The sequence below is a fragment of the Micromonospora sp. NBC_01796 genome, from assembly GCF_035917455.1.
GTDB lineage: Bacteria > Actinomycetota > Actinomycetes > Mycobacteriales > Micromonosporaceae > Micromonospora_G.
Genome location: NZ_CP109078.1, coordinates 1,419,302 through 1,435,742 on the forward strand (window position 1 = coordinate 1,419,302; position 16,441 = coordinate 1,435,742).

The window sequence follows — 16,441 nt, forward strand, 5'->3', positions numbered from 1 at the left end:
CGCGTTCATACAGTGTTCACCATGGCGGAGCGCGAACGGTCGACGGAACGGTCAGCGAAACCAACGGATACCGGTACGGGGGCGGGCGGTCCGACGCGGCGCCGCCGTACCGGGAGCCGAGCGGTCCGGCTCTGGGCGGCGCTGGGGCTCGTGGTGGGCGGAGCCGGGCTGGTGGGCTGGCTCGCGCCCGGCGGACTCGGTGACCCGGCCGTGCTCCTGGTCACCGACGGTGTCTCGGCCGACGGGTACCGGACCATCGTCGAGGCGATCGCCGGCACGCCCGGATGGCTGCACCGACTGGTCGAACTGACCACCGACGCCGCCCTGCTGATACTGCTCGCACTCGTCGCCGGGATCGGCTGGCTCGGACGGCGGCGCGACCCGCTCCTGCTGGCCGGGGCGGTGCTCGTCCTCGTCACCACCGGTGCCGCGTACGCGCTGAGCGAGGCGTCGAAGCTGGTGGTGGACCAGGAGCGGCCGTGCCGGGCGCTGACCGGGGTGGAGTCGTTGGCCGCCTGCCCCGACGTCGGCGACTGGTCGTTCCCGAGCAACCACGCCACCATCGCCGGCGCGCTCGCGGTGGGTCTGGCGCTGGTCGTACCCCGGTTGGCCCTGTTCACCCTGCCGCTGGCCGGGTTGACCGCACTCCTGCGGGTGGTGGCCGGGGTGCACTATCCGCACGACGTCCTGGCCGGGCTGATCCTGGGCGGGGTGCTGGCCGCCGCGACGGTGACGGTGGCATGCGGCCCGACCGTACGCCTGCTGCGGATGCTGCGCCTGGCACCTGCGGCGGGACGGGCACGATAGGGGCAATGGGCATTTACCCGTCAAGTCCCCCGAACGGACATTTTGGACGGCTCTCCCGCAGTCTTGAAAGCAACCGCTCGGATTCGTAGCGTTACCACTGGTCGTACCGACAGGTTCGCACCCCATCACGGCGACCCACCGGCCACCGCCCAGCCAGCCATGCGCCGGCGGGCGGCACCGAGGACTTCGGCCTGGGGAAGGATGCGGACCGTGGGCCCGCCGGGGTCCACGGTCCGCGCCACGAACCGGCTAGCCGAAGTGGAACCGGCGGACCGTCCCGCCGGACAGATCCACGTAGTAGAGGTCACCCTCCGGCCCGATCTGGAGGTCGACGGGGGTGGCCGCCGTGGCGAAGGGAACGATCGTGGCCGGGTTCGGTACACCGTTCGGACCCGCCAGCATCGCCCAGACGCAGCCGCGCAGGAAGTCGGAGAAGAACAGCGCGCGGGCGTACGTCACCGGGTAGGGGCCTCCGGTCCTCGGGTAGAAGGCGAGCCCACTGATCACGGCCCGGCCGACCAGGCACCCGTCCCCCGGAGCAATCACCTGCGTACGCGCATAGCTGTAGTGCGGCGCGGTGACCGTACCGGCGGGTGCGGCGTAGAGGCTGTCGCAGAGGTTGAGGTGGGCCGCCCGGTAGTTGCCCTGCACGGCGGGCCCCTCGTAGCAGGGCCAGCCGTAGTTGCGTACCGGCCCGGCGACCGGGGCCACCACCCGGTCGATCTCCTCGTAGTTGCGCCAACCGACGTCACCGACCCAGATCTCACCGGTGCCCGGCCGGAACACCCAGCGGAACGGATTGCGCAGCCCGTACGCGACGATCCGCTTGGTGTTCGCGTCCGGGCTCTTCACCAGGGGGTTGTCGGCCGGGGCCTTGCCCGTGGTCTCGTGCACGCGGACGATCGTCCCGTCCAGGCCGGTCGGGTCCGCGGTGGTACGCAGGTCCTGCGACCGCAGCGCCCCACCCTCGGCCGTCGGCGGGCTCATCGGGCCACCGACCGGGGACGGCGGGTCCCCGCACGGGTTGCTCGGGGTGCCGAGCTGCCCGTAGTCCATCGTGTTGCCGGACGCCCCGTCGCCACCGGCGATGTAGAGGCGCCCGTCCGGGCCGAACCCGATGTCACCGATGGAATGGGTGTCGCTCTGCTGGCACCAGTCGTGCAGCAGCACCCGCTCGACGCCGTTCATCACGTCACCGCTGATGTGCAGGCGGGACACCCGGGCGCTGGACAGGCAGTTCCCGAGCACCGGGCAGGTGTCGCCGTAGGTCGGCGCGGTGCCGCCGACAACGCCGTCGTAGGTGTAGCCGACGTAGACCCAGGGGTTGGTGGGAAAGCCGGGTGGCAGCGCCAGGCCGACCAGGCCCAGGTCGGAAAAGTCGTAAACGTTGGTTCGCAGGTCGGCGAAGGTGGTCGGGGTGGAGTCGGACAACCCGTGGAAGACCTTGATGATGCCGTTCTTCTGGGCGACGAAGATCCGACCGTCGGGTGAGAAGACCAGTTTTGTGGGTTGGACGAGCCCGGAGAAGACCACCTGGTCGGTGAAGCCGGGCGGGAGCGCGGCAGCCCGTACCGGTCGCGCCTGCCCGGACGGCGGAGCGACCGCCGCGACAAGCCCGAGGCAGAGCGCCAGTACGGCCGAAACTCCGCGTCGTGTTGCTGTTCTCCTGGACATCGCTGCCCCCTCACATGCCGTGGTTCGAGATCGATGGGTGGGTTGATAGCTCGCCGGGTTCCCCCCGCACGCGCTGCGCGGAGGGAACCCGGCGGTTCGGAAACGGTGACGCGACCGCCCCGGGGTCAGAACTGGATGGCGACGGAGGCGCTGACGACGCGTCCCTCGAGCGTCAGCCGGTAGCTGAACCTGTCGGTCGAGCCGTGTGACTCGTTCGGCGTGTACACCACGGTCCGACGGCTGGTGATCTGCACCGTGCCGTGTGACGGCGGGGTCGCGATGGTGAGCGCCGCACTGTTGGTCGCGATGTCGTTGGCCAGCACCGCGATGTCCACCTTCCTGGTGCCGGTGGTTGTGGCGGTGTCGGCGTTGGCGATCGGCGCCCGGCTGAAGGCGCCACCGCCGTTCCCAATCCAGTGGTTCACCGAACCGTTGTTGATGTTGGTGGTGACCACGTCGGGATTGCCGTCGCCGTTCTCGTCCTGGACGGTGGCCGTCCACCGGGTGGCGCCGGTGGGGCTGCGTTCGAGGTTCACCACCGTGCCGGAGCTGAGCAGCACCACCACACCCGACGAGGTGTCCTCGCATCCCTGTTCGTAGGTGATGACCGCGTCCATCGTGCCGTTGCGGTCGACGTCGGAGAGCCGGGCGGTGAGGCCGCTGGCGCAGAACCGCATCGGGCCCGGGGTGAGGTCGCCGCCCTCTCCGTTCAGATAGGTGGCGAACGCCCGGTCCGCGTTGGACCACTCGTAGATGTCCCGACGCAGGTCACCGTTGAAGTGCCCCGACCCGATGAAGTCGGGCTTGGCCAGTGCGATGAAGCCGTCCGCCGCGCTGAAGTTCTCCAACACCAGCAGGTCGACGTCGGATCCGGCGGGTCGGCCGTTGGACCATCCCACCAGCAGGTCGTTCGTTCCGTCGTTGCTGAGGTCGAGAGCGGTGCCGATGTTGGGGCAGTCACCGGGCGTTCCCGCACCGGGCGGATCCGTGTACGAGTAGGCGACCGGTAGATCGAAGCCCCCGCCATCCAGGCCCGCCTCGACCACCACGCCGCAATCGTCGGGATCGACGTCGACCAGGGTGACCCGGTCGTTGCGCCCGTCCCCGGTCACGTCGCCGGTGATGGCCGCGTTCGGTCCACCCGCCCGAGCGGTCCCCGAGACCGCGCCCACCGCGACCATCGTCGTCAGAACGGTCACCAGGGTGATGAATTTTCTGGACATGATTCCTCCCATCAGGATCTCGATCCGCGGGTTCGCGCGATCCGAGCAGCACATCGGTTCAGGTGGTCGCCTCGGGCGCCCACTACCGCGCCGGCTCGGTGCCCTGCGGCGCTGCCGGAGTGGCGCTCGCCGATCGGGCGGGCGGCAGCTGGAGCGCAACCGTCACCGGGGCGACGGCGACCTTGCCGTCGTCGATCACCCGGTAGGTGAAGGTGTCGACGGTCGCCGGAGGGATTGCCGGAGGTATGTAGAGCAGGGTCTTCTGGGGCGTGATCTCGACCCGGCCGTAGCGCGGGGGGGTGTCGATCTCGATCTGCACCTCGACCGTCACCGCGTCGTTGGCCAGCACCGGGATGGGCGTCGGTACGGGTGCGGTGACCACGGCCACGTCCGGTTCCGGGCTGGGCGCCTCGACGAACCTGACCGGAGGGCGGACCAGGTAGTGCGACACCTCGGCGGTGACGTCGTTGACGGTCTGCACATCCGGGATACCGTCCAGGTCGGCGTCCACGATCGAGCTGTGCCAGACGGACGATCCAGCGAGGTCCTGCTCCAGGTAGTCCGCCTCGCCGTTGTTGAAGAGCACCGCCACCCCGGACTGCGGGGCACCGCAGCGCTCGAAGTACGAGAACACCACCTCGGTGGCCCGGTCCTGGGTGAAGTCGGCGAGTTGCGGAGGTTGGATGGGCGTGGCGCAGAACTGCAGTTGCCCCTGGGCCAGCCCGCCGTCGGACGTGTTCAGGAGCGTGGTGATTCCCTCACCCTGGTCGGTCCACTGGTAAACGTCCCTGCGTCCGTCGCCGTTGAAGTCGGAGGTGTCTATGTAACTGGGTTGGAACAGGCCGGTGGTTCCCCCCGAGGGACGGAAGTTCCGCAGGATCAGCAGATCCTGGTTCACCCCCACCGGACGGCCGGCGAACCATCCGACGACCACTTCCATGGACCCGTTCCGCCCGAGGTCGACCAGGGTTCCGATATCCGGGCACTGGAGGACGGCGCCGACTCCGGCGGGGTTCGGATACACGTACAACGTCGGCCCCTGGAAACCGCCGCCCGCCCTGCCCAACTGCACCAGGACACCACACCTGTCCGGTGGAGCCGAGGTGAGTTGGACCCTGTCCGTACGTCTGTCGCCGTTCACGTCGCCGAACAGCGTCTGACCCTGCGCACCCGCCTGAGCGGGTACGGCGGCACCCAAGGCGGTCACGGTCACGGCCACGGTCACCACGGCAATGCGTCTTGCCCACATGATGTTTTCCCTTCGCCTCCACACCCGTTGCGGTGGCTGGCTTATTCGCCGACACTAATTCGCCTATATGTCCATAAGCCAGTGGATGACCGCTATACGACACCTATATGACATATCGCGTTAATTAGGGCAGCAATATGCCCCGCTCCTGACCTCGGTCGCGAATCGAAAAGAGTTTCATTCGGGACCGGACATCGGTGGCGGCAAACTCTCTCGTGACCACCGTGCGGACGACAGGAGTCAATGCCGTCCTGGATCGTCATCTCCCGCGCCGGAACGCCCGGGCACGATGCGGAAACATCGCCGCGGAGGCGGGTATGACCATTCGGGCTCCGACCGGCGGTTACCTGAGCGGCGGGCCGTCTGCGCCCAGACCCGGCTCGTCCCCGGCCGCCCGGCATCGCACCGCAAACCGATCGGTACGGTTGCGACGGGCATCCCGGTGGGTACGGCCACGGTCCCCCGCAAAGCGAACGGTGGCCGGCGAGCGGTGGCAGGGGAGCGTCGATTCGTCGAGACGACTCCCCGAAGTCGACTTCTCGTTCATGTTGCCATCCTTCTGTCCGACACCGCCCTGGGTCGCCGAACGAAGTCGCACAAGGAAATTCGAATCAGTTGTGGTCTCATGTCCACGGTGACCGTCCGGTGCCGGGCGTAGGGCAGGCGGGACCGGTCACGGGTCGATGAGAGCCGGGTCGGCGGTGCGTGGAAAATGCACGGCGACATTTCTGGGCGGGCATCTGTCGCGATACAGATCCAGTCGGATCCGGGCACGGACATTGGCCCGGTCCGGGCACACGGCCACGGCGGTGAGCGCTTAGCGCGGAATGGTCCCTAGCACAGATGAGGGGAATTCATACGGGCCCCACCTTTGGTGTGTCGTCCTCGATTGCCAAGGTCTGGGGCAACATCCACTACTGGATGGAACAACGTTATCCCAGGTCAGAGGGGGTGTCAAGCGGACCAGACAAAGAATCATGCAGACGGGTGAATGGCAGGATGAGCCACGGCATGTATCGTTCCTCTGTCTATGTTGATGTCGCTTCCACCCGGCGGCACCTCTCACTAATCCGGAAGGTGCGCCTCCAATGATGATGTCTTCACGGACATACTCCGAACGAAATCGGCGGACCTGCCGTGGTGTGATCAAGGCATGACGGCGAATCACCCTGCGGGCCGATGGGTCCGAGCACTCTCGACCATCGCACAACAAGAGGCTCCGGACAACGGGGCCGACAACGTCGCGAAGAGCCTGTCCAGGATCTGCCGCGCCGCCGCGCACGAACTCGGCGGGTCGGGCGCGGGCGTCACCGTACTGAGCGAGCAGGGGGGCCGGGGGTTCGCCGCCGCCTCGGACGAGACCGCGTACATGTTGGAGGAACTCCAGTTCACCCTCGGGGAGGGTCCCTGCATCGACGCGTACGAGACGCGCCGACCGGTCCTGGTCCCGGACCTCACCGCCGACACGGCGCTGAGGCGCTGGCCGGTCTACGCACCAGCCGTCCGTGAGCATGACATCCGCGCCGTGTTCGCGCTTCCGCTCCAGGTGGGGGCCCTGCACCTGGGCGCCCTGGACCTGTTCCGCCACCAGACGGGCCCGCTGACCAAGGACGCGTTCGACCAGGCGCTCACCTTTGCGGAGATCGCGCTGACCGTCGTGCTCGACGGCCAGGGCACCACGACGGGTCGCACCCTGCCGGTCGGGTTCGACCAGTCGCCCGGCTTCCGGGCGGAGGTGGCACAGGCACAGGGCATGATCATGGTCCAACTCGGCGTCACCATCGAGGAGGCCCTGATCCGACTGCGCGCCCACGCCTATGCCGAGGGACGGCCGCTGCACCACGTCGCGCAGGACGTCGTCGACCGCAAGTTGCGATTCGACCAGACCCAGGAATGAACGACAGCATCCTTAGGAACAGGGGCCAGGAGCTTGTCATGACCGCAGTCTCACCACAACGTCTCGCGAGGATCTTCGTCGAGATCTCCGACACCCTCGTGGACGAGTTCGACCTCATCGACTTCCTACAGACGCTCACCCAGCGGGCAGCGGAGCTCGCGGAGGCGGGCGTCGTCGGTCTGGTCCTCGCCAACCACTACGACCAGCTCCAGTTCATCGCCGCGTCCAGGGAGGAGGCCCGGGTTCTCGAGCTGTTCCAGATCCAGAACGACGAGGGGCCGTGCCTCGACGCGTTCCGCAGCGGTATCCCGGTGGTGAACACCGATCTGGACAGCGCCGTCGAGCGTTGGCCACAGTTCGTGCCGTACGCCACCGCAGCCGGGTTCCGCGCCGTGCACGCCTTCCCGCTCCGGCTGCGTACGCAGGTCATCGGGGCGCTCAACGTCTTCGGCGCCGCCGGGAGCGAACCGCTCAACAGCGACGACATCCCGATCGTGCAGGCGCTCGCCGACCTGGCCTCGATCGCCATCCTGCACGAACGCGCGATCAGCCGGGGCGAGGAACTCACCGCCCAGCTCCAGAACGCGCTGAACAGCCGGGTCACCATCGAGCAGGCGAAGGGCGCCATCGCCCAGCGCAACGGCGTCAGCGTGGACGAGGCTTTCGTGCTCATCCGCCGGCACGCCCGATCGACCAACCAGCGGCTGGTCGAGGTGGCCCAGTCCATCGTCCTCGACCTCGCCAACGTCCCCGAACTCACCTGACCCCTGTCCGCCGGGCCGGGCTCAGGCCAGCGTGCGGTGTTGGGCCGGGCTGAGTCCGCGTACGCGCTTGAAGGCGGAGCTGAGCGCGAACGGGCTGCCGTAACCGACCCGCCGGGCCACCGCGGCGACCGTCGCGTCCGGTTCCCGCAGCAGGTCGGCGGCGAGGGCGAGCCGCCAGTTGGTCAGGTACGCCATCGGCGGCTCACCGACCAGTTCGGTGAACCGGCGGGCCAGGGCCGCTCGGGAGACCCCGGTACGCGCCGCCAGCGTGGCCACCGTCCACGGCTGCGCCGGTTGGTCGTGGAGCAGCCGCAACGCGGGCCCCACCACCGGGTCGCCGTGCGCCCGGTAGCCGGCCGGGGCCGCCGCCTCCGGCCGGGAGAACCAGGCCCGGAGTACGGCGATGAGCAGCAGGTCGAGCAGCCGGTCGAGGACCACCTCCTGGCCCGGCTCCTCCCTGGTCATCTCCTCCGCGAGCAGCCCGACCAGCGGACTGTTCCACGCCTCGCCCGGAAGCACGAGCAGTGGCGGCAGGACCCGCAGGAGCCGTTGGCTGACCTCACCCTCGACCTGGTACGTGCCGCTGAGCAGCACCGCCGTTCCGTCGACCCGCTCGCCCCAGGTCCGTACGCCGAGGTCCATCACCTCGCACAGCTCGTCACCGGCCGGTGTGGTGCTGAGCTCGCCGGGATGGATCACCGCCTGCGGCGGGGTCGCCGGATCGTCCGCCACGGTGTACGCCTCCGGTCCGCGCGCGATCGCCACGTCACCGGGGCGCAGCCGTACCGGCTCGCCGCCGTCCGGCAGCACCCACGCCTCGCCGCGCACCATCGACATCAGGGTGAGCGGTGCGTGGTCCTCGATCCGTACCGACCAGGGTGGGTCGAACACCGAGCGGATCAGGAACGCGCCGCGCGCCCTCGGCCCGTCCAGCAGCCCCGCGAGTGGATCCATGCGCCCAAGGTTAGACGCCGGCGCATGCGGTCGAGTGTCTCGACGATTCCCGCCGGCAGCCGCCCGGACTTGACTGGTGGCATGACAGCGAACACGTTTGACGCACCGATCCTGGTGCTCGGCGGCACCGGCAAGACCGGTCGCCGGGTGGTGCGCCACCTCACCGCCGCGAACCGGTCGGTACGGGTCGGTTCCCGTACCGGCGAGCCGCCGTTCGAGTGGACCGACGAGCGCACCTGGGACGGCGTACTGGCCGGGGTGGAGTCGGTCTACCTGGTGTACTACCCCGACCTGGCCGCACCGGGCGCGGTCGACACGGTCCGTGCCTTCACCGCGCGGGCGGTCGCCGCCGGGGTACGGCGACTGGTCCTGCTCTCCGGCCGGGGCGAGCCGGCGGCCCAGCTCAGCGAGGAGGTCGTCCGGAACTCCGGGGTGGCGTGGACGATCCTGCGCGCGAGCTGGTTCAACCAGAACTTCAGCGAGGACTTCCTGGCCGACTTCGTCACCGACGGCGCGGTGCTGCTGCCGGCCGGCGAGGTGGCCGAGCCGTTCGTCGACGCGGAGGACATCGCCGAGATCGCGGCCGAGGCCCTGACCGGGGACCGGCACGCGGGACAGCTCTACGAACTGACCGGCCCCCGGCTGCTCACCTTCGCCGAGGCGACCGCCGAGATCGCCCGCGCCGCCGGACGGCCGATCCACTACGAGTCGATGCCGCCCGAGGGGTACGCCGCCGAGATGGCCCGGTACGACGTACCGGCGGAACTGGTGGGGGTGCTGGTCGACCTCTTCGGTCAGGTGCTGGACGGACGCAACGCGTACCTGACCGACGGGGTGCGGCGGGCCCTGGGGCGCGAGCCCCGCGACTTCGCCGAGTACGCCCGCGAGGCCGCCGCCACCGGCGTCTGGGCCGCGCCGGCGCCGGTGGACGCGTCGTGACCTCCGCCCTGGCCGCCTGGTCGGCGGCGGTGACGCTGGCGGTGACCGGGGCGATCGCCGGCCTGTACTACGCCTACTCGGTCTCGGTGATGCCCGGCCTGAACGCGGTCGACGGTGGCTCCGCGATCCGGGCCATGAACAGCATCAACGTGAAGATCCAGAATCCGATCTTCTTCGTCACGTTCTTCGGGCCACTGGTCACGGCGACGCTGACCGGCGTGCTGCTGCTGGTCCTGGGGCACCGGCCGGCGGCGGTGCTCTTCCTGCTCGCCGCCGCCGTCTACCTGTTCGGCGCGTTCCTCCCGACGGTGGCAGTCAACGTACCGATGAACGACCTGCTCGCCACGACGACGGTGCCGGCCGATCCGGCGGAGGCGGCGCGGGTCTGGGCGGACTACTCGTCCCGCTGGTCCGGTTGGAACACCGTACGCGCCGCCGCCAGCCTGGTCAGCCTGCTCCTGGTGGGATCCGGCATCTACCTCTGGCACCGCCAGCGGTAGCGCGAGGGAACGGGGGACGCCCGGCGGATCAGGTCACCGAGGCTTGCGGGCCTCGACCAGGATCCGCCGGGCGTACGCGACGAACGGGCCGTCCGCCTCGATCCGCCGGTGCAGCGCGGCGAGTTCGTCGCGGTAGCGCTCGACGGTGAAGCCGGGCACGATCCAGATCACCTTGCGCAGGAAGTGGACCACCGCACCGATGTCGTGGAAGACCGTACGCAGGGACTCCTCGCGCAGGTCGAGCAGTTCCAGGCCGGCGGCCCCGGCCTCGGCGGCGATCCAGGCCGTGCCCCGACGGGGATTGGCCGGCAGCGGACCGGCGATCACCTCGGCCAGTTCGCCGACCGTGCGGGGGCCGATCTGCTGGGAGAGGAAGACGCCGCCGGGGCGGAGCACCCGGGTCACCTCCGGCCACCGGGTGTCGACCGGATGCCGGCTGACCACCAGGTCGAAGGCGGCGTCGCGGAACGGCAGGTCGGACCGGTCGGTGGCGGCGACCACGCGGGCACCCAGCGGAGCCAGGTTGCGCCGGGCGACGTCGACGTTCGGCGGCCAGGACTCGGTGGCCACCAGCAGCGGCGGCGCCTGCGCGATGGTGGCGAGCACCTCGCCCCCGCCGGTTTGCAGATCGAGTGCGGCGCTCGCCCGGGACATCCTGTCCGCGAGCAGCCGGGAGTAACCCCAGGAGGGGCGTTCCTCGGTGGCCCGGCCGGCGAACCAGGAGAAGTCCCAGCCTTCCACCGGCACGGACGCGCCCTCGGTGACAAGCTCGTCGAAGGTCGGCAACGTCGTGCTCATCCCGGCAGTCTCGACCGCCCCGGGCCCGCCCCGCAACGGAAAAACCCCTCCGCGTACGGCGGTCGCCGGCTGGACGCACCGCCAGGATCGGGAGGCACCAGCCACCCATCAACGACGACGTGAACTTAGCCGCGCTCGCCCCCTAGCCAAGTCTCACGGCGCTGCTGGTGGGCGCCTGGTGATCGCGAAGGGTTTGGCTCGCTATGACCGGCCAAACTCTCCGCGATCACGAAGGGCAGCCAGCGCGGGGCGTCAGCCCTGCTTGGCCTGGCCAACGAAGCTGCGCCATGCCGTTGACCCGAAGGTAAGCACCGGGCCGGACTGGTCCTTGCTGTCGCGGACGAGTACGCGACCGGGAAGGTTGTCGGCCACTTCCACGCAGTCCCCACCGGACTGGTTGCTGCGGCTGGACTTCCGCCAGTTCGGGGGTTCAGTCGTCATCACTCATCCACCAACTTCAAGATCAGGTCTCTCGACTGATCGCACGGGAGCGCGACCGCCGTTATAGCCTGCCACGTCCGATCGAGGCCACCTACGCGGGTTGGCTCGGCAACGACCCGGCCCTCGTAGAAGTCCTCCAGGTAGCCGACCATCCCTCCGCCGAGCATCGTGCCCAGGGCGAACGACCCCGAACGGCCTACATACAGTCCGGCCGCACCGGGAACCACGTGGACGAAGAGATTGGTGCGGTCGCTCGCGTCGGCCAAGTGCTTCAACTGATCCCTGGCGATCTCGGACCGTCCGCAACGCAATGCGGACTCATCCACTATGAAGGCGCAGAACGGCGGCTGATCTCGGTCGAGGATGCCGCTCTGTCGCTCCATGCGGTACGCAACCCTCGACGCAACCTCGTCAGCAGTCAATGTTCCCGATCCAGCGAACACTGCTTGCGCATACGCCTCGGTCTGAAGCAACCCTGGAATCAGGGTGGCCTGGAAGTAGCGGAGCAAGGACGCGGAGTCTTCAACCTCCCGCCATGGCCGGAACCAGTTCGGTGCCGGGCGGCGCTCCTTCCGGGCCTCGGTCGACGTCACCTGGATCTCGTCACCGGTTCCGAAGTACCCGTCCAGAGTCGCAGCCGTATCGGGCTGTGGGACCAGCCGGTTCGTCTCGAAGGCCGCGATCAACGAGCTACTGACCTGGATCGCGTCGGCCACCTGGTCCTGGGTGACCGCGCGCTCTGCGCGTAGCTGCTTGAGTCGCGCCGAAAGACTGTTCACACCTATTCCCCATGCAGAAGGCCGCGTCGCCTCTAAAGAGGCACGCCCAGGGCTGTCCATCCTTAGTGCTCTGCGGATATCTTCCGTCACCCCGCGTGCGGTCCAGGGTGGAGATGCTGTCGCTCCGCGTTCGAGTCGGTACGCGGTGCGCCGGCACACCCGTGGGCGCGGGTGTGCCGGCGACTTTCCGTGGTGCCGTACGGTCAGTTGGGGTTGTTCGCGTGGGTCAGGGTCTCCCAGGCGACGAAGAGGTTGTTGGTGCCGGCCGGGCGCTGCTGCTCGGTGAGCCGCTGGGTGTTGGTCATCGCGATGCCCATCCGGGTGTTCAACGCGTTGAACCCGACCTCGGTGACCGGTCCCAGTCCCTTGGTCAGGGTGCCGCCGCAGAGCCAGCTCGGGATCGCCTCGCCGAGCTGGTACTTGGAGTGGAGGCCGAGCGCGTGCCGGAGCCGGTCCTGCAACTCCGGGTAGAGGTCCTGGCCCTGGTGACGGGTGGTCTCGGCGACGTGGGCGATGGCGGACAGGCCGTACCCGGTGTGGACGAAGTCCCGGCAGGTCTCCTGGGACAGGCCGTCGACGAAGGTGTTCTGTCCCTGCCAGTAGCTTGCCACCTCGGCCCGGGTGTCGATGGTGCTGCCGGCCGGACCCTTCGGGAACGCCCCGTCGCTGGTGATGTAGAGGAAGGCGGGCACCCGGGCGCGGAACTTGGCCAGGGCCCGGTCGTAGACCGTCCGGTCCTCCAGGAAGACCGAGATGCCGATGGATGCCTCCATCATGCTCAGTTCCCAGTTGCCGTTGCTGTACGTGTTGCCGTTGATGATCTCCGGCAGGTAGACGTTGCGCAGCATGTTGCCGAACCGGGTGATGCTCGCCGACGACCACCCGGTGTACGTGTACCGGATGATCTCGGCGGCCCGGGGCCAGGACGAGCCCGCCCAGGCGGTCTGCAACGGTGCGTTGCTGTTGGTGTGGTCCTGGATCACCGCCGACCAGGCGTCCATGATCTGGATGGCCTTGGTGGCGTACCGGCTGTCCTGGGTGATGTACCAGGCCAGCGACAGCGTGTACGCGGCCAGCGCGTCCTCCCGCTCGTCGGTGCACCCGTTGTTCGGGTTCGAGTACGACCCGCACTCGACCACCGCGCGGGGCTTCGCGGTCCGGGTCAGGGACGCGTACCGGCTGGCCATCATCTGGTCGTACGCGGCGCGCCACGGCTGGGCGTACGCGTTGACCCGGCCCCGGATGAAGTCGAGCTGTGGCCGACTGACCAGCACACCGGGGTGGGTGAAGGTGGCCGGTGCGGCGATCACGACGTCACCCGCGGGTGCCGGGGCTGCGGCGGCGGCGCCGCTCACCTGTGCGGTGGCGGCCGGGGCTGCGGTCAGCAGCAGGGCGGTGACCGCGGTGACGGCGAACGCCCACCTGGCGTGCCGGAGTGGATGGGACATCAGGTCCTCCTGGTGGGAGTGGCCGACTGGCTCGGCTCGGCCGGGCAGGCGGGGGTGACCGACACCGAACTGTTAAGAGTGTTAACTACTTCGATATGACCATCTCGGTCGATACGTTGTCAACCCACCGCAGCCAGGCTGAACGCAGCCGACCCCCTCGAAAGGCATCCACCACGGTCACTGCCAGCGGCGATTACTCCGAGCGAAAGACCCCGTACGCCGTCCAACCCCGGTCCGGGAAACCCGCCGCCTCGGCCACCCGCGCCGAGGCCCGGTTGTCGGGCGCGTGCAGGTAGGTCGGCACCGCGCCCTCGTCGAGCACTCGCCGGGCGGCCTGCGCCACCAACCGCCGGGCCAACCCCCGCCCCCGGGCGGCCTGCGTGGTGCCGACCGACAACTCGTGTCCGTACCGGTCGTGGCGTTTGATCCCCACCCCGGCCAGGTACTCGCCGTCCCCGTCGCGGGCCACCAGGACATCACCGAACGGACGCAGCCAGGTGGGCAACACCGGATCGTCGGCGGCGACCCACTCCCCCGCGTCCGGCAGCGGGGTCGGTGCCAGCGAATACCGGAAGACCGCCGGAAAGGACTGCCAGGCGGGGTAACCGACCACCGCCGGCAGCTCGGCGAGCAGGGTGTCGAACGGCTTCCCGGCCAGTTCGCGTACGGCTGCCAACCGGTCCGGCGGCACCGACAGCACCAGGCCACCCGGTGCGCCGACCCCGACCGCCGGGCGTACCTGCCCGTCCCAGGCCGGCCGGATCCGCCGCTCCGAGCCCACCACCTGCAACGGCTGCCGGGTGGGCCACTGCCCCAGCCAGCTCACCAGATGGTGGAAGAGGCGTGTGTCGAGCAAGGGGCCCTTCCTAACGCGTCCGGATCGTTGGCTGGCGACAATCGGCAGCGTACGCCGAAGCGGGCGGCGCCGGTCGTGCACTCGTACAGCCGGTCCGGACCGGCTCCGGGCACGGTCGGCGGGGCGGAATGCGAGCGCCCGACCATTACCATGCGTGTCTATGACCGTCGCTGCCCGCGCCCCCCACCGGGTGGTCGGATACGCCCGCCAGGTCGCGACGGTGCTGCGTACCCTGCCCGGTACCGACCTGGTCGGGCTCTACCTGCACGGATCCGCCGTGCTGGGCGGTTTCTCCCCGGCGCACAGCGACGTCGACCTGCTCGCCGTGGTTGGTCGGAACACCGGCGAGGCGGGCCAGTACCGGCTCGGCACCGCGGTCGGGCGGACCGTCGACCGCTGCCCCGGACGGGGCCTGGAACTGACCGTCATCACCGCCGCCACCGCCCGCACCCCCGGCGGTTGCCCGTTCGAGGTACGGGTGGCCGGCACCGCCACCGGCACCCCGCACGTCATCCCCGGCAGCGGCCATCCCGGTGACCCGGAACTCGTCCTGCACCTGGAGGTCTGCCGCCGGTACGGGCTCGCGGTCACCGGCCCACCGCCGGACCGGGTCTTCAGCCCGGTACCGGCCCACCGGCTGCGCGAGGCGATCTGCGGGCAGCTCGACTGGGCGCTGGTCCAGGGCGCGCAGGGGTACGCCGTACTGAACGCGTGCCGGGCGCTGCGCTTCCTCGCCGACGGGAACCTCTGCGCCAAGGTCGAGGCGGGCCGGTGGTACCTGTCCCGGTCCCCGCACCACCCGCTGGTCGCCGAGGCGCTGGTCCTGCACCAGAGCGGCGACCACCGGGAACTCTCCGGTGCCGGCGCCCGGTTCGTCGCCGACGCACGCGACCTGCTCCTCGCCGCGCAGGACTGACCGAGGTCGGCGGCTGCGCCTCGTATTACCGAGGTCGGCGGCTGCGCCGCGTAGGACTGACCGACGTCGGTCCGCCGGCTCAGCGCAGGTAGGACGCGCCGTTGAGGTCGAGGACCGCGCCGCTGGCCCAGACCGCCTCCGGCGAGGCGAGCCAGGCGACCGCGGCGGCGATCTCGGCGGGCTCGGCGACCCGCCCGAACGGGCTCTGCGCCCGGATCGGATCCCCGGCCGCCCCGTCGAGCATCGACGCCACCATCTCGGTACGGATGAACCCCGGTGCCACCGCCGCCACGCCGATCCCGTGCGGGGCGAGGTCGACGGCGAGGGACTGGGTCAGCGAGTGGACCCCGGCCTTGCTGGCCCCGTACGCGGGCGCGTTCGGCTCGCCCCGGTAGGCGCCCCGGGAGCCGATGTTGACGATCCGCCCGCCGGCCGGACCCTCGGGCCGTTCGAGCAGGTGGTGCACCACGCACCAGGTGACGTTGGCGGTCCCGTGCAGGTTGACGTCGAGGATCTCCCGCCAGTTCGCCTGCCAGTCCGCGTACGAGGTTTCGGTGATCGGCCGTTCGACGTACCGTCCGGCGTTGTTGACCAGGAGGTCCACCCCGCCGAGCGCCTCGACCGCGGCGGTGACCACCGACCGGGCCCGGTCCGGGTCGGCCAGGTCACCGGCGACGACGGCGTGCCCGAGGCCGGGCAGTCCGGCGGCGACCGCGTCCGCCTCGGTGGTGTCCGCCCGGCAGTGCACGGCGACGGTGTATCCGGCCTGTGCGAGTGCCGTGGCGACGGCGGCCCCGACGCCGCGTGATCCACCGGTGACGAGGGCGCGCTGTCCGTTGCTCATCGCCGCACCATAACCGGGGCGCTCCGGCACCCGCCGACGCGGTACGACCGTCCACCGGTCCGGTCCTACTGATGGTCCACATCGGACCCCCGCACCAGCGCACAGATCTCGACAAAGATCAACCTGCCGTCGGAGCGTCCGGAGCGGCATGATGGAGGTAAGGACGCCGCTTCGTCGGCACCGACCCCGACCCTCCGGGGGTGTGAGCGCTGCCCGTGGCGCACCGAGGACCGAGACGGTGTGTGGCAGATACCCCAGGTCACCTGGCCGGTACCGGCCCGAGCGGCGAGCCGAACGGGCCAGTATTGCATACGATATTCAGGCTACAGTATTGTAAACACGGTGACCGTCG

At 69.8% G+C, this 16,441-nt stretch carries 16 protein-coding genes; 6 read left to right on the forward strand and 10 right to left on the reverse strand.

Annotated elements, in window-relative coordinates:
- The first annotated feature begins 21 nt into the window (after window positions 1-21).
- The gene (locus tag OIE47_RS06530) at window positions 22-807 is read left to right on the forward strand and encodes a phosphatase PAP2 family protein (protein ID WP_326560593.1); all 786 of its coding nucleotides are present in this window, start codon (window positions 22-24) and stop codon (window positions 805-807) included.
- 249 nt (window positions 808-1,056) lie between these two features.
- Here OIE47_RS06530 and OIE47_RS06535 read toward each other — a convergent pair whose 3' ends face one another.
- The 3 genes from OIE47_RS06535 to OIE47_RS06545 all read right to left on the reverse strand — a co-directional run bounded on the left by OIE47_RS06535 (window position 1,057) and on the right by OIE47_RS06545 (window position 4,953).
- Window positions 1,057-2,481: a PQQ-dependent sugar dehydrogenase gene (locus tag OIE47_RS06535; protein WP_326560594.1), complete on the reverse strand. Its 1,425-nt coding sequence runs from the start codon at window positions 2,479-2,481 to the stop codon at window positions 1,057-1,059.
- A 125-nt stretch (window positions 2,482-2,606) separates the two neighbouring features.
- The gene (locus OIE47_RS06540) at window positions 2,607-3,704 is read right to left on the reverse strand and encodes an Ig-like domain-containing protein (protein WP_326560595.1); all 1,098 of its coding nucleotides are present in this window, start codon (window positions 3,702-3,704) and stop codon (window positions 2,607-2,609) included.
- A gap of 82 nt (window positions 3,705-3,786) precedes the next feature.
- Window positions 3,787-4,953 (reverse strand): Ig-like domain-containing protein, encoded by a 1,167-nt coding sequence (locus tag OIE47_RS06545; RefSeq protein WP_326560596.1) that lies wholly within the window; start codon window positions 4,951-4,953, stop codon window positions 3,787-3,789.
- A 1,153-nt stretch (window positions 4,954-6,106) separates the two neighbouring features.
- Between OIE47_RS06545 and OIE47_RS06550 the strand changes: the two genes are divergently transcribed.
- Window positions 6,107-6,850 carry a GAF and ANTAR domain-containing protein gene (locus tag OIE47_RS06550; RefSeq protein WP_326560597.1) on the forward strand — a complete coding sequence of 248 codons (744 nt, stop codon included), beginning with the start codon at window positions 6,107-6,109 and terminating at the stop codon, window positions 6,848-6,850.
- Window positions 6,851-6,888: 38 nt separating this feature from the next.
- Window positions 6,889-7,614: a GAF and ANTAR domain-containing protein gene (locus tag OIE47_RS06555; RefSeq protein WP_326560598.1), complete on the forward strand. Its 726-nt coding sequence runs from the start codon at window positions 6,889-6,891 to the stop codon at window positions 7,612-7,614.
- A 21-nt stretch (window positions 7,615-7,635) separates the two neighbouring features.
- On the opposite strand, the gene OIE47_RS06560 is transcribed toward OIE47_RS06555, so the two are convergent.
- A complete protein-coding gene (locus OIE47_RS06560; RefSeq protein WP_326560599.1) occupies window positions 7,636-8,568 on the reverse strand; it encodes an AraC family transcriptional regulator in 933 nt (310 codons plus the stop codon).
- Between the two features lie 81 nt (window positions 8,569-8,649).
- Between OIE47_RS06560 and OIE47_RS06565 the strand changes: the two genes are divergently transcribed.
- Both OIE47_RS06565 and OIE47_RS06570 read left to right on the forward strand, forming a co-directional pair.
- Window positions 8,650-9,507 (forward strand): NmrA family NAD(P)-binding protein, encoded by an 858-nt coding sequence (locus tag OIE47_RS06565; RefSeq protein ID WP_326560600.1) that lies wholly within the window; start codon window positions 8,650-8,652, stop codon window positions 9,505-9,507.
- Entirely contained in the window at window positions 9,504-10,007 is a 504-nt protein-coding gene (locus tag OIE47_RS06570) for an anthrone oxygenase family protein (RefSeq protein ID WP_326560601.1), read from the forward strand. The genes OIE47_RS06565 and OIE47_RS06570 overlap by 4 nt, the downstream gene beginning before the upstream one ends.
- A 33-nt stretch (window positions 10,008-10,040) precedes the next feature.
- On the opposite strand, the gene OIE47_RS06575 is transcribed toward OIE47_RS06570, so the two are convergent.
- From OIE47_RS06575 to OIE47_RS06595, 5 genes are all read right to left on the reverse strand, one after another.
- Window positions 10,041-10,805, reverse strand: coding sequence for a class I SAM-dependent methyltransferase (locus tag OIE47_RS06575; protein ID WP_326560602.1), 765 nt, complete (start codon window positions 10,803-10,805; stop codon window positions 10,041-10,043).
- 252 nt (window positions 10,806-11,057) lie between these two features.
- Window positions 11,058-11,246, reverse strand: coding sequence for a DUF397 domain-containing protein (locus tag OIE47_RS06580; protein ID WP_326560603.1), 189 nt, complete (start codon window positions 11,244-11,246; stop codon window positions 11,058-11,060).
- Window positions 11,246-12,025, reverse strand: a complete 780-nt coding sequence (locus OIE47_RS06585; RefSeq protein ID WP_326560604.1) for a helix-turn-helix domain-containing protein — start codon at window positions 12,023-12,025, stop codon at window positions 11,246-11,248. The genes OIE47_RS06580 and OIE47_RS06585 overlap by 1 nt, the downstream gene beginning before the upstream one ends.
- A gap of 203 nt (window positions 12,026-12,228) precedes the next feature.
- Window positions 12,229-13,473: an alginate lyase family protein gene (locus OIE47_RS06590; RefSeq protein ID WP_326560605.1), complete on the reverse strand. Its 1,245-nt coding sequence runs from the start codon at window positions 13,471-13,473 to the stop codon at window positions 12,229-12,231.
- Between the two features lie 193 nt (window positions 13,474-13,666).
- Entirely contained in the window at window positions 13,667-14,329 is a 663-nt protein-coding gene (locus OIE47_RS06595; protein WP_326560606.1) for a GNAT family N-acetyltransferase, read from the reverse strand.
- Window positions 14,330-14,489: 160 nt separating this feature from the next.
- Here OIE47_RS06595 and OIE47_RS06600 point away from each other — a divergent pair, with 160 nt between their 5' ends.
- Window positions 14,490-15,245, forward strand: coding sequence for an aminoglycoside adenylyltransferase domain-containing protein (locus OIE47_RS06600; protein WP_326560607.1), 756 nt, complete (start codon window positions 14,490-14,492; stop codon window positions 15,243-15,245).
- Window positions 15,246-15,324: 79 nt separating this feature from the next.
- Here the strand turns inward: OIE47_RS06600 and OIE47_RS06605 are convergent, their stop codons facing one another.
- A complete protein-coding gene (locus OIE47_RS06605; protein WP_326560608.1) occupies window positions 15,325-16,089 on the reverse strand; it encodes an SDR family NAD(P)-dependent oxidoreductase in 765 nt (254 codons plus the stop codon).
- Between the last annotated feature and the right edge of the window lie 352 nt (window positions 16,090-16,441).

Excerpts from the sequence above, each read along its gene's own strand:
- OIE47_RS06550 (WP_326560597.1), top strand. The coding sequence starts at position 6,107 with ATGACGGCGAATCACCCTGCGGGCCGATGGGTCCGAGCACTCTCGACC.
- OIE47_RS06590 (WP_326560605.1), bottom strand. The coding sequence starts at position 13,473 with ATGTCCCATCCACTCCGGCACGCCAGGTGGGCGTTCGCCGTCACCGCG.
- OIE47_RS06530 (WP_326560593.1), top strand. The coding sequence starts at position 22 with ATGGCGGAGCGCGAACGGTCGACGGAACGGTCAGCGAAACCAACGGAT.
- OIE47_RS06575 (WP_326560602.1), bottom strand. The coding sequence starts at position 10,805 with ATGAGCACGACGTTGCCGACCTTCGACGAGCTTGTCACCGAGGGCGCG.
- OIE47_RS06535 (WP_326560594.1), bottom strand. The coding sequence starts at position 2,481 with ATGTCCAGGAGAACAGCAACACGACGCGGAGTTTCGGCCGTACTGGCG.
- OIE47_RS06540 (WP_326560595.1), bottom strand. The coding sequence starts at position 3,704 with ATGTCCAGAAAATTCATCACCCTGGTGACCGTTCTGACGACGATGGTC.
- OIE47_RS06555 (WP_326560598.1), top strand. The coding sequence starts at position 6,889 with ATGACCGCAGTCTCACCACAACGTCTCGCGAGGATCTTCGTCGAGATC.
- OIE47_RS06605 (WP_326560608.1), bottom strand. The coding sequence starts at position 16,089 with ATGAGCAACGGACAGCGCGCCCTCGTCACCGGTGGATCACGCGGCGTC.
- OIE47_RS06565 (WP_326560600.1), top strand. The coding sequence starts at position 8,650 with ATGACAGCGAACACGTTTGACGCACCGATCCTGGTGCTCGGCGGCACC.
- OIE47_RS06580 (WP_326560603.1), bottom strand. The coding sequence starts at position 11,246 with ATGACGACTGAACCCCCGAACTGGCGGAAGTCCAGCCGCAGCAACCAG.
- OIE47_RS06560 (WP_326560599.1), bottom strand. The coding sequence starts at position 8,568 with ATGGATCCACTCGCGGGGCTGCTGGACGGGCCGAGGGCGCGCGGCGCG.
- OIE47_RS06545 (WP_326560596.1), bottom strand. The coding sequence starts at position 4,953 with ATGTGGGCAAGACGCATTGCCGTGGTGACCGTGGCCGTGACCGTGACC.
- OIE47_RS06600 (WP_326560607.1), top strand. The coding sequence starts at position 14,490 with ATGACCGTCGCTGCCCGCGCCCCCCACCGGGTGGTCGGATACGCCCGC.